The sequence below is a fragment of the Sorangium sp. So ce128 genome (assembly GCF_051525245.1).
GTDB lineage: Bacteria > Myxococcota_A > Polyangia > Polyangiales > Polyangiaceae > Sorangium > Sorangium cellulosum_B.
The window spans coordinates 6,177,303-6,196,071 of record NZ_CP150313.1 but is presented as its reverse complement, the minus strand read 5'-3'; the positions used below and the strand labels follow the sequence as shown (position 1 = coordinate 6,196,071).

Annotated in this window: 15 protein-coding genes and 1 tRNA gene; 4 read left to right on the top strand and 12 right to left on the bottom strand. The window is 72.7% G+C overall.

What is annotated here, in order from left to right; all coding sequences use genetic code 11:
* Positions 1 to 56: 56 nt before the first annotated feature.
* Genes WME82_RS23420 through gatC form a run of 3 tightly spaced genes read right to left on the bottom strand, consistent with a single transcriptional unit; the run spans position 57 to position 2,540 of the window.
* Positions 57 to 653 (bottom strand): GNAT family N-acetyltransferase, encoded by a 597-nt coding sequence (locus WME82_RS23420; RefSeq protein WP_437747702.1) that lies wholly within the window; start codon positions 651 to 653, stop codon positions 57 to 59.
* 16 nt (positions 654 to 669) lie between these two features.
* Entirely contained in the window at positions 670 to 2,223 is a 1,554-nt protein-coding gene (gene gatA, locus WME82_RS23415) for an Asp-tRNA(Asn)/Glu-tRNA(Gln) amidotransferase subunit GatA (protein WP_438044614.1), read from the bottom strand.
* Positions 2,224 to 2,228: 5 nt separating this feature from the next.
* Positions 2,229 to 2,540 (bottom strand): Asp-tRNA(Asn)/Glu-tRNA(Gln) amidotransferase subunit GatC, encoded by a 312-nt coding sequence (gene gatC / locus WME82_RS23410; protein WP_012236913.1) that lies wholly within the window; start codon positions 2,538 to 2,540, stop codon positions 2,229 to 2,231.
* 160 nt (positions 2,541 to 2,700) lie between these two features.
* On the opposite strand from gatC, the gene WME82_RS23405 reads away from it, so the two are divergent.
* On the top strand, positions 2,701 to 5,511 hold the full coding sequence (locus tag WME82_RS23405) for a hypothetical protein (RefSeq protein WP_438044613.1): 2,811 nt from the start codon (positions 2,701 to 2,703) through the stop codon (positions 5,509 to 5,511).
* A 320-nt stretch (positions 5,512 to 5,831) separates the two neighbouring features.
* Positions 5,832 to 8,201, top strand: a complete 2,370-nt coding sequence (locus tag WME82_RS23400) for a PEGA domain-containing protein (RefSeq protein WP_438044612.1) — start codon at positions 5,832 to 5,834, stop codon at positions 8,199 to 8,201.
* Positions 8,202 to 8,254: 53 nt separating this feature from the next.
* On the opposite strand, the gene WME82_RS23395 is transcribed toward WME82_RS23400, so the two are convergent.
* From WME82_RS23395 to WME82_RS23355, 9 genes are all read right to left on the bottom strand, one after another.
* The gene (locus tag WME82_RS23395) at positions 8,255 to 9,250 is read right to left on the bottom strand and encodes a hypothetical protein (protein ID WP_438044611.1); all 996 of its coding nucleotides are present in this window, start codon (positions 9,248 to 9,250) and stop codon (positions 8,255 to 8,257) included.
* Entirely contained in the window at positions 9,250 to 9,747 is a 498-nt protein-coding gene (locus WME82_RS23390) for a hypothetical protein (protein WP_437917175.1), read from the bottom strand. Before WME82_RS23390 ends, WME82_RS23395 begins: the two co-directional genes overlap by 1 nt.
* A 60-nt stretch (positions 9,748 to 9,807) precedes the next feature.
* Positions 9,808 to 10,419, bottom strand: a complete 612-nt coding sequence (locus WME82_RS23385; protein WP_438044610.1) for a type IV pilin protein — start codon at positions 10,417 to 10,419, stop codon at positions 9,808 to 9,810.
* 78 nt (positions 10,420 to 10,497) lie between these two features.
* Positions 10,498 to 11,112: a type IV pilin protein gene (locus WME82_RS23380; protein ID WP_438044609.1), complete on the bottom strand. Its 615-nt coding sequence runs from the start codon at positions 11,110 to 11,112 to the stop codon at positions 10,498 to 10,500.
* Between the two features lie 149 nt (positions 11,113 to 11,261).
* Positions 11,262 to 11,918, bottom strand: a complete 657-nt coding sequence (locus WME82_RS23375) for a type IV pilin protein (RefSeq protein WP_438044608.1) — start codon at positions 11,916 to 11,918, stop codon at positions 11,262 to 11,264.
* An 85-nt stretch (positions 11,919 to 12,003) separates the two neighbouring features.
* Positions 12,004 to 13,485 carry a sigma-54-dependent transcriptional regulator gene (locus WME82_RS23370; protein WP_438044924.1) on the bottom strand — a complete coding sequence of 494 codons (1,482 nt, stop codon included), beginning with the start codon at positions 13,483 to 13,485 and terminating at the stop codon, positions 12,004 to 12,006.
* Between the two features lie 145 nt (positions 13,486 to 13,630).
* On the bottom strand, positions 13,631 to 14,023 hold the full coding sequence (locus WME82_RS23365) for a hypothetical protein (RefSeq protein WP_437873885.1): 393 nt from the start codon (positions 14,021 to 14,023) through the stop codon (positions 13,631 to 13,633).
* A 108-nt stretch (positions 14,024 to 14,131) separates the two neighbouring features.
* On the bottom strand, positions 14,132 to 15,598 hold the full coding sequence (rimO, locus tag WME82_RS23360; RefSeq protein ID WP_438044607.1) for a 30S ribosomal protein S12 methylthiotransferase RimO: 1,467 nt from the start codon (positions 15,596 to 15,598) through the stop codon (positions 14,132 to 14,134).
* Entirely contained in the window at positions 15,595 to 16,926 is a 1,332-nt protein-coding gene (locus WME82_RS23355; protein WP_437873590.1) for a dihydroorotase, read from the bottom strand. The genes rimO and WME82_RS23355 overlap by 4 nt, the downstream gene beginning before the upstream one ends.
* A 316-nt stretch (positions 16,927 to 17,242) precedes the next feature.
* Here WME82_RS23355 and WME82_RS23350 point away from each other — a divergent pair.
* Positions 17,243 to 17,329 (top strand) — tRNA-Leu (locus tag WME82_RS23350).
* Between the two features lie 200 nt (positions 17,330 to 17,529).
* On the top strand, positions 17,530 to 18,708 hold the full coding sequence (locus WME82_RS23345; protein WP_438044606.1) for a hypothetical protein: 1,179 nt from the start codon (positions 17,530 to 17,532) through the stop codon (positions 18,706 to 18,708).
* Positions 18,709 to 18,769: the final 61 nt, after the last annotated feature.

The following is an 18,769-nucleotide window of genomic DNA, read 5'->3' as shown; positions in this document are numbered from 1 at the left end:
GTCGGCCGGCGCGCGCAAGCGAAGCGCGACCCCGGCCGGGCCTCGCCGCGGCGCTGTCACAACGCCCGGCGCAGGACCGGATACGGCTCGAACGCGTGCACCTCGGCGAATCCGTTCCGCGTGAACGCGGAGACCGGGCCGGTCCACAGCTCCTCGTCGCTCACCGGCTCCTTCGGCCGGCGCGGCAGGGCCTCGAGGGCGCGCGCGCCCCAGGAGGGCGCGAGCTCCACCGCGCCCGCGACGAGCGCGGTCGCGACGCCTCGCCGCCGGTGGCCCGGGTGCACGACGGCGCAGCCGATCAGGAAGACGCCGGCGCGATCGCCCGCGAAGCACGGCAGCCCGCGGTACAGGCGTCGCTCGTACGCCTTCGCCACGGCCGCCGCGGGCGCGACCTTGAGCCACCCGACGACGTGCGGCGCCTCCGGCGCGAGCGCCACGACGCCCCGCGCCTCGTCGCTGCCCGAGGCGAGCGCCTCGGCGAACTCCCGGCGGTTCTCGCCCTGGCCGTCCGAGCACCGCGCGAGCCACTCGTTGTTGGTGCCGCCGAAGTGGTAGTACCGGCAGTAGCAGGGCGTGCCGGCGGCCTCGAAGAGCGCCTCGAGCCCCGGGAGGTGCTCGGGGCCGGCCGCCGCCACGGTGATCGCGGAGCTCATCGGCGCGCTCCGCTCGTCACGCGTTCGACACGCGCGCGCGCAGCCCGCGCACCGGCGAGATCTGCTCCCACGCGTAGGCCGCCTGGCAGAGCCGCGCCTCCTCCAGCGCAGGGCCGATGAGCTGCAGGCCGACGGGCAGCGGAGGCCCGCCGTCCGGCGCCTGCGCTGTCGCGCACGGGACGCTGATCGCGGGTAGCCCGGCCATGCTGGCGGGCAGCGTGTAGACGTCGGCCAGGTACATCGACAGCGGATCGTCCACCCGCTCCCCCAGCCGGAACGCGACCGTCGGCGAGACCGGCGCCGCGATGAGGTCCACCTCGCGGAAGGCCTCGTCGAAATCGCGCCGGATCAGCGTCCTCACCTTCTGCGCGCGCAGGTAATACGCGTCGTAGTAGCCCGCGGACAGCACGTACGTGCCGAGCAGGATCCGGCGCTTCACCTCCCGGCCGAACCCCTCGCCGCGCGTCCGGCCGTAGAGGCCCTGGAGGTCCGCCTTGCCGCCGCGGTCGCCCTCGACGCGCAGCCCGAAGCGCACGCCGTCGAAGCGCGCCAGGTTGGACGACGCCTCCGCCGTCGCGACGATGTAGTAGGCCGCCACGGCGTACCGCGTGTGCGGCAGGCGCACGGGCTTGATCTCGCAGCCGAGGCCGCGCAGTCCCTCGATGGCCTCCCGCACCTTCGCCTCGACCCGCGCGTCGATGCCCTTCGCGAAGTACTCCTCGGGCACCCCGATGCGCAGCCCCGCGACGTCGCGGCCGCACGCGGCCTCGCAGGCGCCCACCGGGGCGTCGAGGCTCGTCGCGTCGCGCGGATCGCGGCCCGAGATCACCTCGAGCAGGCGCGCCGCGCCCTTCACGTCCTGCGCGAACGGCCCGATCTGGTCGAGGCTCGAGGCGAACGCGATGAGGCCGTAGCGAGAGACGCGGCCGTACGTCGGCTTGATGCCGACGACGCCGGTGAGGCTCGCCGGCTGGCGGATGGATCCCCCCGTGTCCGACCCGAGCGAGCCGGGCGTCATCCCCGCCGCCACCGCGACCGCGCTGCCGCCGGACGAGCCGCCGGGGATGCGCGACGGGTCCCACGGGTTCTTCACCGGGCCGAAGGCGCTGTTCTCGTTCGACGAGCCCATCGCGAACTCGTCCATGTTGCACTTGCCCGGCAGGATCGCGCCGGCCTCGCGCAGGCGGGCGACGACCGTCGCGTCGAACTGCGGGCGGAACCCGCGCGCCGGGTCGGGCGTCGTAGGCGCGCCGTCCCCGCCCGCCGCCGCCCGCGTGAGGATCTTCGAGCCGGCGGTCGTCGGGGCGCCCTCGGTGCAGAGCGCGTCCTTGAGGCCGATCGGCACGCCGGCGAGCGGGCCGAGCGCCTCGCCCCGCGCGCGCCGCGCGTCGAGCGCGCGCGCCGCCGCGACGGCCTGCTCCCCCTGCACGGTGAGGAAGGCGCCCAGCGCGCCGTCGCGCTGCTCGATGCGCGAGAGCGCGGCCCTGGCCACCTCCTCGGCGCTCACCTCGCCGCGCTGCACGAGCGCCGCGAGCTCCGGGATGGATCGATCGAGGATCGCTGTGTCCATCGGCGTCACCCCTCGTCCACGAACGCCGGAACGGCGAACCCGTCGTCCTCGACCCGCGGCGCCTCCCGCAGGGCCACCTCGCGCGGCAGGCTCGGCGCCTCCTCGTCGGCGCGGAGCGGCAGCCGCTCGATCTGCACGTGCGCCGTCGGCGGCACCGCCGAGACGTCGAGCTCCTCGAGCTGCCGGACGTAGCTGAGGATGTTGCCGAGATCACCGGTGAGGCGCTCGATTTCCTCGGCGGAGAGGTCGAGGTGAGCGAGGCGCGCTATCGTCAGCGCCTCGTCGCGGCGGAGAGGGGGCGAGTCAGCGTTCGACATGGGCGCGCCCGATGTAGCACCGCCGGTTCGGCGGACGCTAGCGCCGCGCGCCCCCGAACCTGGCCGCGGTACAAAAACGATGATAACGGCTGCCGCGCGCGCGTCCGGTCGTCCTCGACCGCCCGGGCAAGAGCCCCGCCCCTCCGCGCGTTGTCCGCGAATGCAGTCCCCGAAAACGCCCTCCCTGCGCCGCCAGCGCATCGGCATCCTCGTCCTCTGCGCGTCCGCGGCCGTAGCGATGTCGCCCGACGTCGGCGGAGGCGCTCGCGACCGCTCGACCGCGCTCGCCGCGGAGCTCGCGGCGCGGGGCATCGCCGCGGCGGCCGGCGAGGTGGTGTGGGTGGATCCGCCGCGCGGCGGCCTCCGCCCGTTCGGCGTCGCCGCGCGCGCGGTCGCGCGCGGCGTGCGCGCCGGCGGCGAGCGCGGGGAGCCCACCGACCTGTACCTCGTCGACGCGAGGCTCTCGCCGGAGGGCGTCCTGCTCGACGTCTCGGCGATCCACAACCTCACCGAGACGAGCGGCGCGGACGAGTCGAAGCCCGTGCTCCGCGGCGAGGCCCTCGCCTACGTCTCGCGCCCGCTGATCGAGGCCGCGTCGCCCACGGTGCACGTGCTCGAGCTGGACGGGCAAGGGCTCTCGGGCGGCGCGGACTGGTCCCTCGTCGAGCGGCTCCAGCACGCCGTCACGAGCTGGCAGGCGACAGGCCGGCTGCGCGGGATCGGCCGGCGGACCTTCGCGATCGACCTCGCCCGGAGCGAGGAGAACGGCGCCGAGGAGCCGCACCCCGAGGAGCCGGGCGCCGAAGAGCCGCGCGCCGAGGAGCCGCGGAGCCGCCGCGCCCCGGACGCGGGCGACGTCGCCGTCGCGCTGGAGGACGACAGCGCGGTCGTCGTCCGCGCGGGCGGCCGCGAGGCCCGTCTGCCGGCGCGCGGCGTGGACGACGCGGCGCTGCCCGCGTGGATCCGCGCCGAGGCGTCCGAGGTCGCGCGGCCGGGGAACCTCGTCACCTGGGCGGTCGACCGGGTGCGCCTCGTGATCGGCGACGCCGCGATGCAGACGGTCAAGGCCGTGGCGTTCACGGCGCTGGATTTCGTCCTCCGCAACAAGGAGGCGGTGACGGGCGACACCGGCGCGGAGGACATCGCCGCGGACCTCGGCCAGAGCGAGCTGGATCCGCCCGTCCGCCAGATCCCGATCGATCCCGAGATCGGCTGGCCGCCGGCGCCGCTCGAGCCCTGGGTGACGCCGCCGCTGCCGGGCGAGGGGCAGTGGAACCCCCAGGGGGGCGGCGCCTTCGTGCGCCAGCTCGACGGGCTCCCGCCGGCGTTCATGACCACGTTCCTCCGGACGGACCGCTCGCGCAAGGCGACGCGCGTCTACATCGCGCTCTGGGACCCGCGCCAGGTGGAGCTCCACATGATGGCGGGCACGGTGGAGCCCAAGGGCGCGACGGGCGAGGCCGGGCCGGGGCTCATCCCGCGCACGCCCGAGGTCATGAAGCGCGTGGTCGCCGCGTCGAACGCCGGCTTCCAGGCGATGCACGGCGAGTTCGGCATGATGGCCGACGGGGTGATGTACCTGCCGCCGAAGCCCTACGCCGCGACGGTGGCCGTCCGGCGCGACGGCAGCACCGTCTTCGGGAGCTGGTCGGAGGACGAGAACGTCCCCGAATGGATGCTGTCGTTCCGCCAGAACATGACGGTCATGGTCGAGGACGAGAAGTGGAATCCCTTCGGCCGGACGTGGTGGGGAGGCACGCCGCCCGGGTGGGCCGACAAGACGCACACGGTCAGGACCGGCATCTGCCTGACCCGCGAGCGCTTCGTCGCCTATTTCTATGGCGCCGACGTGAGCCCGGAGGCCCTGGCCCAGGCGATGATCCAGGCCCGCTGCTCCTACGGGATCGCGCTCGACATGAACGCGGGCCACAGCGGGCTCGAGTTCTATCGTGTGGCGCCGAGCGGCGAGCTGCCGCCGCTGGGGCGCCCGCTCCAGGGGGAATGGGAGACCGAGGGCGATGTCTCGGGGCTCTCGGGCTACCGGTTCCGCGGCCGCCGGCTCATCCGCGGCATGGGCCTGATGAACTTCCCCCGCTATATCCGGCGGGAGGCGCGCGATTTCTTCTACATGACGCTGCGGCACCTGTTGCCGGGGCCGCCCTTGGCACCCCGCGCGGCGCCGGCCGAGGCGGGGGAGGGCGCCTGGCGCACCCAGGGGCTCCCGCAGCACGGCTTCCCCTATGCGCTCGCGGTCACCGAGATCCGCCCCGATCCCGCGCGGCCCGATGTCCGGCTGCGGGTGCTCAAGGTGGACCCGCGGACCGTCACGGCCGCGCCGCTGGGCGAGCCCGGGGCGTCCCCGCCGGCCGGGGCGGGAGCGACCGTGGCGGTCTTCAGCGACGGCGCCGCGACGCCCGGCGCGGGGCAGGGCGAGGGGTCGAGCATCTGGCACTCGGCCGGGTCCTTCTCCGCCTCGCCGGCCTCCCCGGTGCGCGGCGCGGTCCGGATCGCGACGGGGGCGCTCGGCAGCGCGAGGGCCGTGGCCGCGCTGGGCGTCAACGACGAGGATGGGATGCTGATCTACGTCGAGCGGGCCGCGACCGGGCCGTCCAGCGCCCCGGACGCCGCGCTGGCGCCGGACGCATCGGCGCCGCCTCCGGCGCCCGCCGACCCGCGCGACGCCAAGCTGCTCCAGGATTTCCTGGCGGGGCTCGGCTGCTCCTCGCGGCTCTACCTGCCCCGGCCGCTCTCGGTGGCCCTCGGCGGCGATACCGATCTCTCCGGCGCCGCCGTCCATCCGCCGTCAGGCCCGCGCGCCGTCCGGCTCACGCGCGCCGAGGCGCCTGGCGCTGGCCGGATGTTCGAATCCACACCGATCGTTCCGCACAGCGTCTGGTACCCGCTGCAGCAGAAGCGCGTTCGGTACTTCAAAAAGCCGAAGAAAGAGGAAACGGCAGGCGGCGATCACTGAGCGTGACGGCGCCTTGGCCCTTCCCTGACGTGCAGTAGGCGCTTGTGCGCTGGCGGCCCGACGGACTAATACACGTCGGCCGGTGCATCGATTGCGATCCTTCGGAGCTTGCGACATCTCGGCGCGGATCTGCGTGGGCTCGCCGGGCGGGGGCGCGCGCGCGAGGTGCGGGTGGTGGATCGCGCGCAGCGTCGCATTGCGGAGCGCAGCGGACGTCGCGCGCGCCGCGGACGTCGCGCGCCGCATCGCCGGCGGTGGAGCGCTGGATCCGCGCGAGATCGCGGCGCGCGCGGCGCCTCGCTGCCGCCGAGATCCTCCCGATGGCGCTCGCGAAGTCACCGGACCAGCGGTACGCTGCAGCGGATCAGGGGATTCTAGCGCGCTCCGAGCTCGCCCGCGACGAGCGCTTGTACATCGAGCTCACGCTCGTCGCGCGGAGCATGCGCGATCGTTTCCGTTTCCGTTTTCGTTTCCGTTTCCGGGACGCCGCGGTGAACGGCGCCGCATATCCTGAGGAGTTCTCGAACATGGCGGACAACAAGGGCGGCAGCGATCTGGACGTATTCGAGGGGCTCGCGAAGAAGAAGTCGCCCGCGACGAGCACCGCCCTCGTACCTCCCTCGCCGCCTGCTCGGTCGCGCACCCTCGTCGGCGCGGCGGTGCCGCCGCCGCCGAACCATGCGGCGACGCTCCCCAGCGGCGTGCCGTCTCCGCTTCCGCCGCCCGTGACGCAGAAGGGGGCCGGCCCGTCGTCGCTCCCGCCGCCCGTGCCGTCGAAGGGGACGAGCCCGGGGTCGCTTCCGCCGCCCGTGCCGTTGAAGGGGACCGGTCCGGTGTCGCTCCCGCCGCCGTCGCTCCCGCCGCCGTCGCTCCCGCCGCCGTCGCTCCCGCCGCCGGCCGTGACGCAGAAGGGGACCGGTCTGGCGTCGCTTCCGCCGCCCCTGTCGGCGAAGGGGACGAGCCCGGGGTCGCTCCCGCCGCCGATGCCTCCTTCGGTCAAGTCGGGCTCCCTGCCGCCCGTGGTGCCGCCTCGGTCGCGCCAGCCGTCCCTGCCCGCGATCAGCGCCCCGGCCCTGCCGTCGAAGAGCCCGCTGCCGCCGGCGCCGGTCAGCGGGGGCTCGGGCTCGCTGCCTCCGGTGGTCCCTCCGCCGGTGCGCCTGCCGTCGGTGAAGCCGCCGCTGAAGGCGGGTGACGACGCGAAGCCTCGCTCGGTCAAGGGCACCGCGGTCGACATGAACTGGGACGACGACGAGGAGTCGACCCACGTCTACGACAAGCAGGGGAACGACTACAATCCAGGGCGCTCGAGCGCGCTGCCGGCGGCGGGCTCGCCGGCGATCCCGAAGGCGACCGCGGCGCTGGTCGCGAGCTCTGGCGGCGCGGCGTCGGCCTCGCGGGTGCGCACCCCCGTCCCGGCGCCGCCGCCGATCCCGAGCGCCCCGCCCGCGCCGGCGATGCCGCCGGACCTCGGGCTCCGCGCGCTGTCGCGCAAGGACGAGCCGACGGAGATCCGCCCGCGCCACGTGGTGCAGCAGGGCGCCGGCAAGGTGGGCGTGCTCCTCGGCGGGCTCGCGCTGGTCGCCGTGCTCATCCTGGCGGTGGTCATGCTGGTGCCGAAGAAGGGCGCGCTCACGATCGACCTGAAGACCCCGGGCGGCGGCGCCGTCGACCGGGCCGAGATCTTCCTCGACGGCCAGAAGCGCTGCGACACCGTGCCTTGCGTCGTGCGCGATCTCGAGCCCGGCTCCAAGGTGGTCAAGATCCTCGCCCCCGACTTCCCGCCGCGCGACGCCGTCGAGATCGTCGAGGGCGGCAAGGAGAAGGTCGTCGTGATCACGCTCGACGCGGCCGGCGCCGAGCGGTCTTCCACCAGCGCGTCGACCACGACCGGCGTGAAGGCGTCGGGCGCGCCCGGCGTGAAGGTCTTCATCGACGGCGAGGAGAAGGGCGCGCTCCCCGTCGAGGTCAGCGTGCCGCCGGGGGAGCACAAGATCCGCTTCGACGGCGGCGAGCGCTTCGAGCCTCTGGAGCAGACGGTGGACGTCGGCCAGGGCCAGATGAAGGACCTCGGCGCGGTCGCGCTCAAGGTGCTGAAGGGGCAGGTGACGCTGGAGCTCGCCACGTCGGGCGCCTCGGTCAAGCTGGTGAGCGCCAAGGGCACGGAGAAGAAGCTTCCCGATTCGGCCTGGAAGAAGCCGCCGGTCAAGGTGGATGTCACCGCGTCCGAGCGCTGGAAGATCGTGGCGACGAAGAAGGGGCACCAGGACTTCTCTCAGGCGATCTCGTTCGAGGACGGGCAGGCCGAGAAGACGATCCGGATCGCGCTCGACGGGGCGCGCAAGTCCGAGCCGGCCGCCGCCGCGCCAGCGCCAGCGCCTGCGCCCGCGCCTGCTCCGGAGCCGGCCGCACCGAGGTCGGAGCCCGTGGCCGCCGCGCCGAAGGCGGAAGCGCCGGCGGAAGCGCCGGAGCCCGCGGCCGCTGCTGGCGGTGCGACGCTGAACATCAACTCGATCCCGGTCTCGAAGGTGGTCCTCGACGGGCGGCCGCTGGGGAGCACGCCCAAGGTGGGCGTCAGCGTCCCTGCGGGGTCGCACACGGTGATGTTCATCCATCCGGATCTCGGGAAGAAGTCGGTCACCGTCACGCTGAAGGCAGGCGAGACCAAGACCGCGGCCGTCAAGTTCGAATGAACACCTAGCCGCCAGGGATGCCTGGCGCGCGCCGCTTCAGGGCCCGAGGCAGCTCACCGCTCGCCGTCGACCCGCTCTGCCCAGGCGCGCCAGGTGGTCGCGCAGCGCGGCTCGTCCGCGTGCGCGCCGCCGGCGCAGTACGCCGGGTCGCGCGGGGGGCCCAGCACGAGGATCGCGGTGTTGCTGACGAACGGCAGATCGCGCCGCCAGAGATCGCGGAACCCGTCGAGGCGCCGGCGGTACTTCTCTGCGTCGCGTGCGTCGAGGAGCTTGTCGAGCTGCGCGCGGATCTTCTGCTTGAGCTCCTCGTCGTCGGTGACGGCGAGCGTGCGCTGGAGGAACCGGATCTGCGCCTCTCGCTCGCCGGCGCGCCCCAGGATGCCCGCGCCGCCGAGCGCCTGCCAGCTGATGTTCGCGTCGCCGCCGCCGAGCTCCGCGGCGCGCGCGAGCATCCGGGCCCCATCGAGGCGCCACTGCGCCTTCTCCTCGGGATCGGTCAGGTACGTGGCCGGCGCGATGAAGGCGACGAACTGGCCGAGCGCGAGCCAGATCTCGCCGTCGAGGGGGCGGTTCTGGACCCCGCGCTCCATGATCTCACGCGCCTTGACGACCTCGTGGCGCGGCGTCGTGCTCATCTGGAACGTGATGAGCGCGTCCGCGAACAGGTAGGGGTCGCGGAAGGTCGGGTCGAGCGCGTTGATGGCGTCGAGCAGCAGGGTGAGGTTCTCGAACCGGCGCCGCTCCATGGTGTGCAGGCCCTGCGAGACGAGCACGTGCGACCAGAGCAGATCGGCCAGCGCGGCGCGGTAGCCGAGCGACAGGCGGACCACCTCGTCCGTCGGCGGCAGCACGTACACGTCGGAGCTCTCGGCGACCCGCTGCTCCAGGTCCGCGGCCGGCGCGCGCACGCTCCCGATGGCGACGGCGGCGGCGGCGGAGAGCGCGACGGCGACGAGCGCCTCGCGCGCGCCTGCGAGGCGGGCGAGGAGCGAGCGGGCTGCCGGAGGAGGCGGAGGAGGCCCCGCTCCGGGCGCGGGAGGGTCCCCCATCATTCCACCTCGCGGTCCACGAACATGCCCGGCAGCACGCGGGCCGGCTCCCCGGGGATCCGCTCGCCGCGCACCTCGAACGTGGACAGCACGCCGTCGCCGTCGAGGTCGCCGTGCGCGGTCGCGGTGAAGCGCATGGCCTTCGACGCGTCGGCCTCGCTCGTGAACTGGAAGGAGAACGCGTGGGGCCCCTCGAAGCGGAAATCGAGCGACCGCCAGGTGAGGTGCTCCCACGACTCCGGCGGATCGACCGCGCGCACGCCGCGCGGCACCTGCGCCGGGGTCAGCGGGGCGGCCGGGGGGAAGCTGATCTCCTGCGGGCGCGACTCGGCGTAGGCGACCGCGCTCGTCACCAGCCGGTCGAGCCCCTCGATGGGCTCGCTCAGCTTGGACGCGCTGAGGTTTCGGAAGAACGCGGGGACGGCGACGGCGAGGACGCTGCCGCCGACCGCGAAGGCCGCGCTGAGCTCCAGCGCGCTCCAGGAGCGCCAGGTCATGGGCTCCTCTCTACCTCACCCCTCCACGATCGAACAAGCGCGAGGGAGGCACGGTTCGCATCAGTCGGAGTCGATGTTCGTGTAGATCGCGGTGCTGGTCGCGATCTCGCCGTCGCGCACCTCCCCGGTGCGGGCGATCGTGTACCTCTGCCCGTCGCCCTTCAGGTCCCCGACCGCGCCCACCTCGAAGCCGTCCGGTCCGGGGATGGGAGCGCCAAGCAGGCCCTGGCTGACGTAGCTTCCGCCGACCTGGTACGAGTACTGGAAGTAGATGGGCTGGCTGATCGAGAAGCCGAGGCACTGCCAGCCCTCGAGCGTCGAGCCCGAGTTGAAGTCGAGGCCCGGCGCATCGTTCGGCTGGTACTTCTTCCCCTCGACGGACGCGAAGAGGAGCGGGACCGGCGTCGCCGAGGTGCAGAGGAGGTGCGTGTTCGCCGAGGCGACGCCCGTGGCCGCCAGGATCTGCGAGACGTCGCGCTCGCGCTCGTACTGGGCGATGGCGGTGCGGGTGATGGCGCCGACGACCTGCTTCGCTTCAGCCGTCTTCGCCGTGACGAGGTAGCTGCGCACGCCGACGATCGCCAGCGCGGCGAGCACGCCGGCGATCGCTACAACGATCATGACCTCGATGAGGGTGAAGGCTCGTCCACGGACCGCTGTCGTGCTCGACATAACACGCCCTCTCCGCTCGCAGACGACGCCGATGGACCGGGGCTGCCCGGCTCATGTGAGCCGGGCAGCCGGGAGGTCTCATTCGAACTCGTTGTTGACGAAGACCTGCGTGGCCAGCGCCAGCTCGCCGTTGGTGATGGTGCCGCCGCGGGCGAAGCCGCTGAACGCGGAGGCGTCGCCGTCGATGTCGCCGATGGCGCTCGCCTCGAAGCCGTCCATCCCGGTGCCGACCGCGGGCGCGCCCAAGAGGGCGGCGTGGCTGTTGTTCGCACCCCGGAGATAGTGGTACTGATAGTAGATCGGCTGCGATATCGTGAACTTGAGGCACGGCCAGCCCGCCGTCGCGGTGCCTTGGTTGAAGTCGGCCGTCACGAGCGAGTTCGGCTGGTACTTCGTGCCCTGTGGGATGAACCCCGGAACCGGGTTTGCGTCGGCGCAGAGCTCGTGGCTCGCGGCCGTCGAGGTGGCGCCGCCGCCCAAGATGGCCGCGGCGGCGTTCTCCCGCTCGTAGGCGGCGGCGGCGCCGCGGGTGATCGCGCCGACCGTGTTCTTGGCCTCCGAGGTCTTCGCGGTCGCGAGGTACCGGCGCACGCCGTAGATCGCCAGCGCGGCGAGGACGCCGATGATGGCAACGACGATCATGAGCTCGACGAGCGTGAAGCCTCTCCTGTCATATCGCTTGATTGCACGCATGAGTGTCGATCCTCCGTGATGCTTTCTTTAATTGGATGCTTTGCCGAGACTGACCATGATGTCGCCTGGTGCGGGCTCGGCCGGCCCGCAGCGCGAAAACCTCTCCCACGGACAGGCGCTCTCCGCGCCGCGCCGAGGTGAACCTTCCTCTACTCCGCGTCGTTCTCCCAGTAGATCTCGGCCATCGTGGATGCCGTCAGGAGCAATGCCAGCGTTCCATCCCCGTCCCGATCGCCGGCCGCCTGGACGACATACCAGGGCCCGTTGGGCAGATAGTTCGCATTCGCCAGCGGGTTCCCGGGGATTCCCGCCCAGGTGAAGCCCGCGTTCGGCGTCACCGTGAAGGCGTTGCCGACACCGGCCTTCGTCGCGTACCCGAAGCGGACCGCGCCGTCCGTCGAAACGTTGAGCAGACGCCAGTTGGCTTGGCCGTCACCCGCGCCGCCCCACCCGCGCTTCCGATCGTTGAGAGTCCCTGCAGGATACCATGATTCGAGCGTGCTCGAGACGTCGAGGTACACGAGCATCTCGGCCTTGTAGGACTCCTGCGCACCGCGGATGCCTTGAATGACCGCCTTCGGCTCGGCGATGCCCGCCGCGTTCATGTACCTGCGGTAGCCGACCATGGCGATCGCCGCGAGGACACCCACCATCGCGACGACGACGAGGAGCTCGACGAGCGTGAACGCTCGGCTCGCTGCGCTTCGCTGTCGCCGCCTGCTCCGCATGCGCCCTGACGCTCCAGCAGGTGACGTGCCAAGGAGAGCGCGGCGCGGCGTCGTCTTCGAGTTGCGCGAGAAGCTCATGAGTTGCCTCGGTTTTCCTTGAGGTGACGAGGGCAGGGTGCCGGAGGTGTGGGGCTGTGTTCTTTTGCGGCGGTGACGAAAACCGTCACTGCAGGGCGCCCGGCGGTGACGATTCTCGTCGGGATCCTCCCTCCGGGTCGTCGTCGCCCTCCCCATCGGCGGCAAGGGCGTGCTTGGCGAGGCGGTAGCGCAGCGACCGGAACGAGACGCCGAGCAGCTTCGCGGCCGCCTTGCGGACGCCGCCGGTGCGCTCGAGCGCCTGGAGGATGAGCCGGCGCTCGAGCTCGCCGATCACCTCGTCGAGCGCGCACCCCTCGGGCGGGAGCTGCGCGAGCAGCGGCGCCGGGCTCGCGCTGAGGCCGGCGACGGCGCTCGGGAGGTCGCCGAGGCCGATCGTGGGCCCTCCGGCGAGCGCCACCGCGCGCTCCATCATGTTCTCGAGCTCGCGCACATTGCCCGGGAAGCCGTAGGCGTCGAGCGCGCGCACCGCGTCCGTCGTCAGGCCGCGGACGTCCTTGCCGAGCTCGGCGGCGAAGCGGCGCAGGAAGCGCTCGGCGAGCCGCGAGATGTCCCCGGGGCGCTCGCGCAGCGGCGGCAGCTCGATGCGGATGACGTTCAGCCGATAATAGAGATCCTGCCGGAACCGGCCCTGGCGGACCTCGGCCTCCACGTCTCGGTTGGTCGCGGCCAGGACCCGGACGTCCACCGAGATCTCCGCGGCGGCGCCGACCGGGCGGACCTTCCGCTCCTGGAGCACGCGGAGGAGCTTCACCTGAAGCGTGGCCGGCAGCTCCCCGATCTCGTCGAGGAGCAGCGTCCCGCCGTCCGCCTCCCGGAACAGGCCCATCGAGCGCGCGCCGGCGCCCGTGAACGAGCCCTTCTCGTGGCCGAACAGCTCGCTCTCCATGAGCGCCTCCGGGAGCGCCCCGCAGTTGACGACCATGAACGGCCTGGCCGCGCGATCGCTCTGGTCGTGGATCGCGCGGGCGACCCGCTCCTTGCCGGTCCCGCTCTCACCCGTGAGCAGCACGGTGGTGCGCGTCGGCGCGATCTTGGCGATCAGCTCGGAGATCCGCTGCATCGCGGCGCTCGTGCCGAGCGGCTCGCGCGACGGGAGATCGAGCCGCTCGAGCTGCGCGCGCAGGCGCTGGTTCTCCGCGACGATCGAGCTCTTCTCGAGCGCCTTCGCCGCGAGCGCGGTGAGCTCAGCGGGCGAGAACGGCTTGGTCACGAAGTCGTACGCGCCGTGGCGCATCGCGTCGAGCGCGCTCTCCACCGTGGAGTGCGCGGTCATCACGATCACCTCGGTCGCGTTGCTCCGCGCCTTCGCGGCCGTGAGCACCTCGATCCCCGAGCCGTCGGGCATCACGAGGTCGGTGAGGACGAGCGGGAACGGCTGCGGGTTCTGGCGGATGGCCTCGATGGCGGCGCGCGCTCCGGGCGCGACCACGACCTCGTAGCCCTGGCGGTGGAAGGCAATGTGGAGCACCTGGCGGAGGCCCGGCTCGTCATCGACGACCAGCACCCGGGTGGCGTTCTGCGGGATGCTCGGCGGGATCGACGCCATCACGCCAACACCCTATCACGATGCTCCGCTCACGCGTCGAGAGCGGCCATCGGGCGCGGCGCGCCGCGTCGTCGTCACGTCACCGCGTCGTCACGTCGCCGCGTCGTGACTATCCCACTTCGGCGCATGGGGCTTCGTCGCGCACTCAGGGGCAGGCGTCGTTCACGACGCCGAGCGGTGTGCGCTCCTCGACGACAAACGATTGCGCCTCGCTCTCCTCGCCTCCGTTGCCCTCCAGCTCCTGCCACACGAGCAGGGTGTCGCAGAGCTGAGCCTCGATCTCGAGGAGGTAACGGCCGTTCCCGTCGGTGTCGTCCTCGATCACGCCCCGCTGCGTCCGCTCGTTGAAGAGGCTGACGCGCGCGCCAGGGCTGCAGTTGCCCGCGATCTGCCACACCCCCTCGCGATCTGCGGCGGGCCGCATCGTGTCGGCTGGCTCGGGCGGGGGGAGCGGCAGCGTCGGGCTCAGGCACGCCGCACCGGCGAGCAGCGAGATCGCGAGGGCGACGGCGAGGTGAAGCGCAGCGCGGCGGAGCATCGGCACGGCACGGCGTCATAGCACACCGTGTGCCGCGCCCCCTCCGCCGCGGAGCGCCTGATGTAGCGGGATTTTCAGCGATCGCGCCGCGACCCGATCGCCGGACCGTCAATTCTGTTGGCGCTCGCGTCCATCGGTTTGCAGCACGCGCAGGGCGACGCGCCGCTTCGCCGTGACGGCGCCGAGATCCGCGGCCGGGGGGAGCCCGGCGCCGCGCCCGCTCTCCTCGTCGTCGAGCAGCTCGCCGACGAGATCGTAGTCGCTCGCCTGTGTGATCCGGACGCGGCACATCTCGCCGGGGCGGACCTCGCCGCCGGAGAGGTAGACCTGTCCGTCGATCTCGGGCGCCTGACCGGCGTGGCGGCCCATGAGCACGTACTCGTGCTCGTCGCTCGTCCCCTCGACGAGCACCTCGAGCTCGCGGCCGATCATGGCGGCGCTCTTCTTGTGCGCGATGCGGCGCTGCAGCGTCATGAGGCGGCGGTAGCGGCTCGCGGCCGTGCGCGCGGGGACCTTGCCCTCGAGCTCGTAGCTGCGGCTCGCCTCCTCGTCGGAGTAGCGGAACACGCCGACGCGCTCGAACTCGGCCCAGCGCACGAAGTCGCAGAGCTCCTCGAACTCGGCGTCGGTCTCGCCGGGGTGGCCGACGATGAACGCGGTGCGGAACGTGAGGTCGGGGACGCGCTCGCGCAGCGTGGAGACGACCCGGCGGAGGCGATCGCCGCCGTGGCCGCGCCGCATCCGCCGCAGCATCGCGTCGGCGGCGTGCTGGAGCGGCATGTCGACGTAGGGCACGACCCGCGGGTGGCCGGCGAGCAGCTCGACGAGGTCGTCGGTCATCGTCTCGGGGTACAGGTAGAACAGCCGCACCCAGCGCACGCCGGGCACGTCGGCGACCCGCTCGACGAGCTGCGCGAGCGTCGCGCGCGCGCCGTCCTCGGCGCGGCCCGCCGCGTCGCGGCCGTAGGCGATCGTGTCCTGCGAGATGAGGTTGATCTCGCGGACGCCCGCCGCCGCGAGCTGCTCCACCTCGCGCACCACGTCCGGGATGGGCCGGGAGCGCTGCGCGCCGCGCAGGTCCGGGATCACGCAGAACGAGCAGGTGCGGTTGCAGCCCTCGGCGATCTTGACGTAAGCGCTGCCGCCGGGGGTCGAGAGGGTGCGCGGATCGCCGGCCTGGATCAGCCACTCGGCGGGGTTGCCGACGAGCATCCGCTCCGCGTCGCCCGCGAGCACCCGGCCGAGCTTGAGCATGTCGCTCGACCCGAGGAAGTGATCGACCTCGGGCATCTCGCGGGCGAGCTCCTCGGGGTGGCGCTGCGACAGGCAGCCGGCCACGACCAGGCGCTTGCAGCTGCCGTGCTCCTTGTGCTGCGCCATCTCGAAGATGGCGTCGATCGACTCCTTCTTCGCCTCGCCGATGAAGCCGCAGGTGTTGACGACGATCACCTCGGCCTCGGCGGCGTCGTCGACGTGCGCGTAGCCGGCCGCGCGGGCGACGCCGAGCATCACCTCGGAGTCGACGCGGTTCTTGGGGCACCCGAGGCTGACGAAATGGACCTTGCGTGAGCTCATGTCGCCGCTCCCTCGCCGTCGACGAAGACGACCCGCCCCGAGGCGAGCGTCATCTTGACGCGGCCCGTGAGCTGCCGGCCGAGGAACGGCGTGTTCTTGCTCTTCGAGCGGAGGCGCGCCGGATCGAGCACGAAGCTCAGGTTCGGATCCACGAGGCAGAGCTCGGCGCGGGCGCCGGCCTTGATCGTGGGCGCCTCGAGCCGCGCGATGCGGGCGGGGGCGCGGGTGAGGGCGTCGACGAGCCGCCCGAGGGGGAGGGCGCCCTGCCGGACGAGGTCGAGCAGGACCGGGACGACGAGCTCGAGGCCGATGAGGCCGGGCGACGCCTCGGCGAACTCGCAGTCCTTCTCGAGCGTGGAGTGGGGCGCGTGGTCGGTCGCGACCGCGTCGATGGTGCCGTCCGCGAGCGCCTCGCGGAGCGCGTCGACGTCCGCTTGCTCACGGAGGGGCGGGTTGACCTTGCACGCCGTGTCGTAGCCGAGCACGGCGGCGTCGGTGAGCGTCAGGTGGTGCGGCGTCACCTCGGCGGTCACGGCGATGCCGCGGGCCTTCGCCTCGCGGAGGATGCGGACCGCCCCGAGCGACGAGATGTGCGCGACGTGGTAGCGCGCGCCGGTGGCCTCGGCGAGCAGCACGTCGCGCGCGACGATGATGTCCTCGGCCACGCGCGGCCAGCCCCGGAGACCGAGCCGCGTCGAGATCGCCCCCTCGTGCATCTGCGCCCCGTCGGTGAGCGCGTGGTCCTCGGCGTGCTGGATGATCGTGAGATCGAAGGTCTTCGCGTACTCGAGCGCGCGGCGCATGACGGAGCTCGACGTCACGCAGCGGCCGTCGTCGGAGACCGCCACGGCGCCGGCGTCCTTGAGATCGGCCATCTCGGTGAGCTCCGTGCCCTTCTGGCCCATCGTGATCGCGCCGATGGGGTGGAGCGCGGGCCCCCCGATCGCGCGGGCTCGCGCGATCATGGCCTCGGTGATGGAGCGGGTGTCGTTGACCGGCCGCGTGTTCGGCATCGCGCACACGTGGGCGAAGCCGCCGGCCGCCGCGGCGGCCAGCCCGGAGGCGATGTCTTCCTTGTACTCCTGCCCGGGCTCGCGGAGGTGGGCGTGGAGATCGACGAACGCGGGGAGGAGCAGGAGCCCATCGCCCTGGATGATCTCGGCTCGGTCGGCGCGGCGCAGCTCGTCGGTCGCTGCGCCGCGTCCCGCCCGGGTGATGACGCCGTCTTCCACGACGACGTCGATCACGTCGTCGAGCTGTTGGGTCGGGTCGACGGCGCGCACGCCGACGAAGAGAAGGAGGGGAGGAGGTGAGCCGATGGCCGCCATGGGAGCGCGCTCCCCTAGCACAGGCGCTCCTCGCCGTGCACCGGTGCAGCGTCAGCGGGGCAACCAACCCGGCAAGGAGGCCGCGCGCCGGGGTCAGCTGGCAGCTGAAGGCAACCAGGAGACCCGGGCGAGGCGAAGGACGGGAACGCGACGGGCGCAACGGAGGTGATGGAGGTGATGGAGATGATGGAGGTGACGGATGCAACAGGCGTAACGGACGCAACGGACGGAACAGTCGACGGAAGAAAAACGCTCGGGGCGTGACACAGCGCTTGACGGAACGCGAGGGGGTGAGGTAGTGATGCCGTCCCCGCTCGCGAAGCTGGCGGAATTGGCAGACGCGCTGGATTCAGGTTCCAGTGGGGTAACTCCCGTGGAGGTTCAAGTCCTCTGCTTCGCACCAAGCGCTCTTCTTATCCTGCTTCCCTAGCCACGACTCTTGCCAAAGTCGTGGCTCTGTCCCTGCTCGCCGTCTCCAGCAGTTCCTGTGATCGCCGCTCCTCCCCCTCGGCGGGAGGAGCCGCGAGTGCAGCCCCTGGTCCGAGCGCCTCGGGCGCGGTCCTCGCGGCCGCCGCTGCGTCGAGCGCCCCGACCGAGCCCGCCGTGGCCACTGCGCCGGCCGAGCCCGAGCTGCCGCGCGGGACCGGCGTCCAGGAGTTCGTGCCCGTCGGCTCCCTCGAAGGGTGCAAGGCGAAGTCGGGTGATATCGCGACCTACATCCTGCGCGAGGGGATGGGGATCGCCGGTCGCGCCGACGGCTCGTTCGGGGCCGTGTGGCTCGTGGACCTCAAGGGAGGGGACGCGCAGATCGCGTTCGCCGGCTTCGATGGCGAGGCCCGGCAGGTCGCTCGCGCGAGGGCGATCTCGAGCACGCGAGACGCAGGGCTCCGGATCTTCTCCGCGGGAGACGAATGGGCGGTCACGTGGTTCGACGCGGAGGGGCTCGCGTACGCGCGGCCTCGCTGGGAGACGAACCCGCCGGTCGAGATCCAGCGCGTCGGCGCGATCGGGAGGGAGGTCAGCGCCGATGTCGCCCTCGCGCCCGCTCCAGGTGGCGCCCTGGTAGCAGCGGCGCCCTTCGGACCGGACCGCCAGCGCCTGGGGGTGTTCCAGTTCGCGCCTGTGGACCCTGCGCAGCCGCAGCTCAAGGCGGTCGGGGTCACGCGAAGCGCCAAGAAGCCGCGCTGGCCGACGGTCGCTGCCGACGCGTCCGGTGGCTACCTCGTCGCCTGGCAGGACGAGGAGGACGGGAGCATCCGGGCCTCGCGGTTCGACGCCGCGGGCAGGGAAGGGAATGCCCACGTCGTTGCGAAGCGACAGGGCGGCGACCGACCGGCTGGCGCCGCTCAGGAGACACCGGACAGGGATCAGCGGCTCGGCCTTGTGGCCACGGGCAGCGCCGGAGCGCTGCTGGTCTGGAGCGAGGGAGCCACCTTGATCGCCCGCGCGCTGGACCCCGAGGCGCGGCCGCGCGGGGCGCCCTGGGTCGTTGGCAAGGGCAAGTGGCGCGCGCTCGCGCCGAGCGGCGACGGGGCCCTCGTGGCGTGGGTCGGCCACGATGGCAAGGTGGAGGGGCAAGCCCTCCTCGTGAAGCTGGCCGCCGACGGAGCGCCCTCTGCTCGAGGGATCCGGGTGTCGGATGGGGTGTTTCCCGTAAAGGATTCTCCCAGCGTGGCGCTCGCCGGTGAGCGGGTGGGCGTCGCATGGACGGAGCCCATGAGCACCGGTGTGAGCACGAAGCGCGCAGTCTTGCGTGTGCTCGAGCGCACCTGCATCCCCTGAGCGCTCACGCCACGAGAGGGCCCGTGCGGCGGGCGTAACACGGCCTCCGGCGCTAGGATGA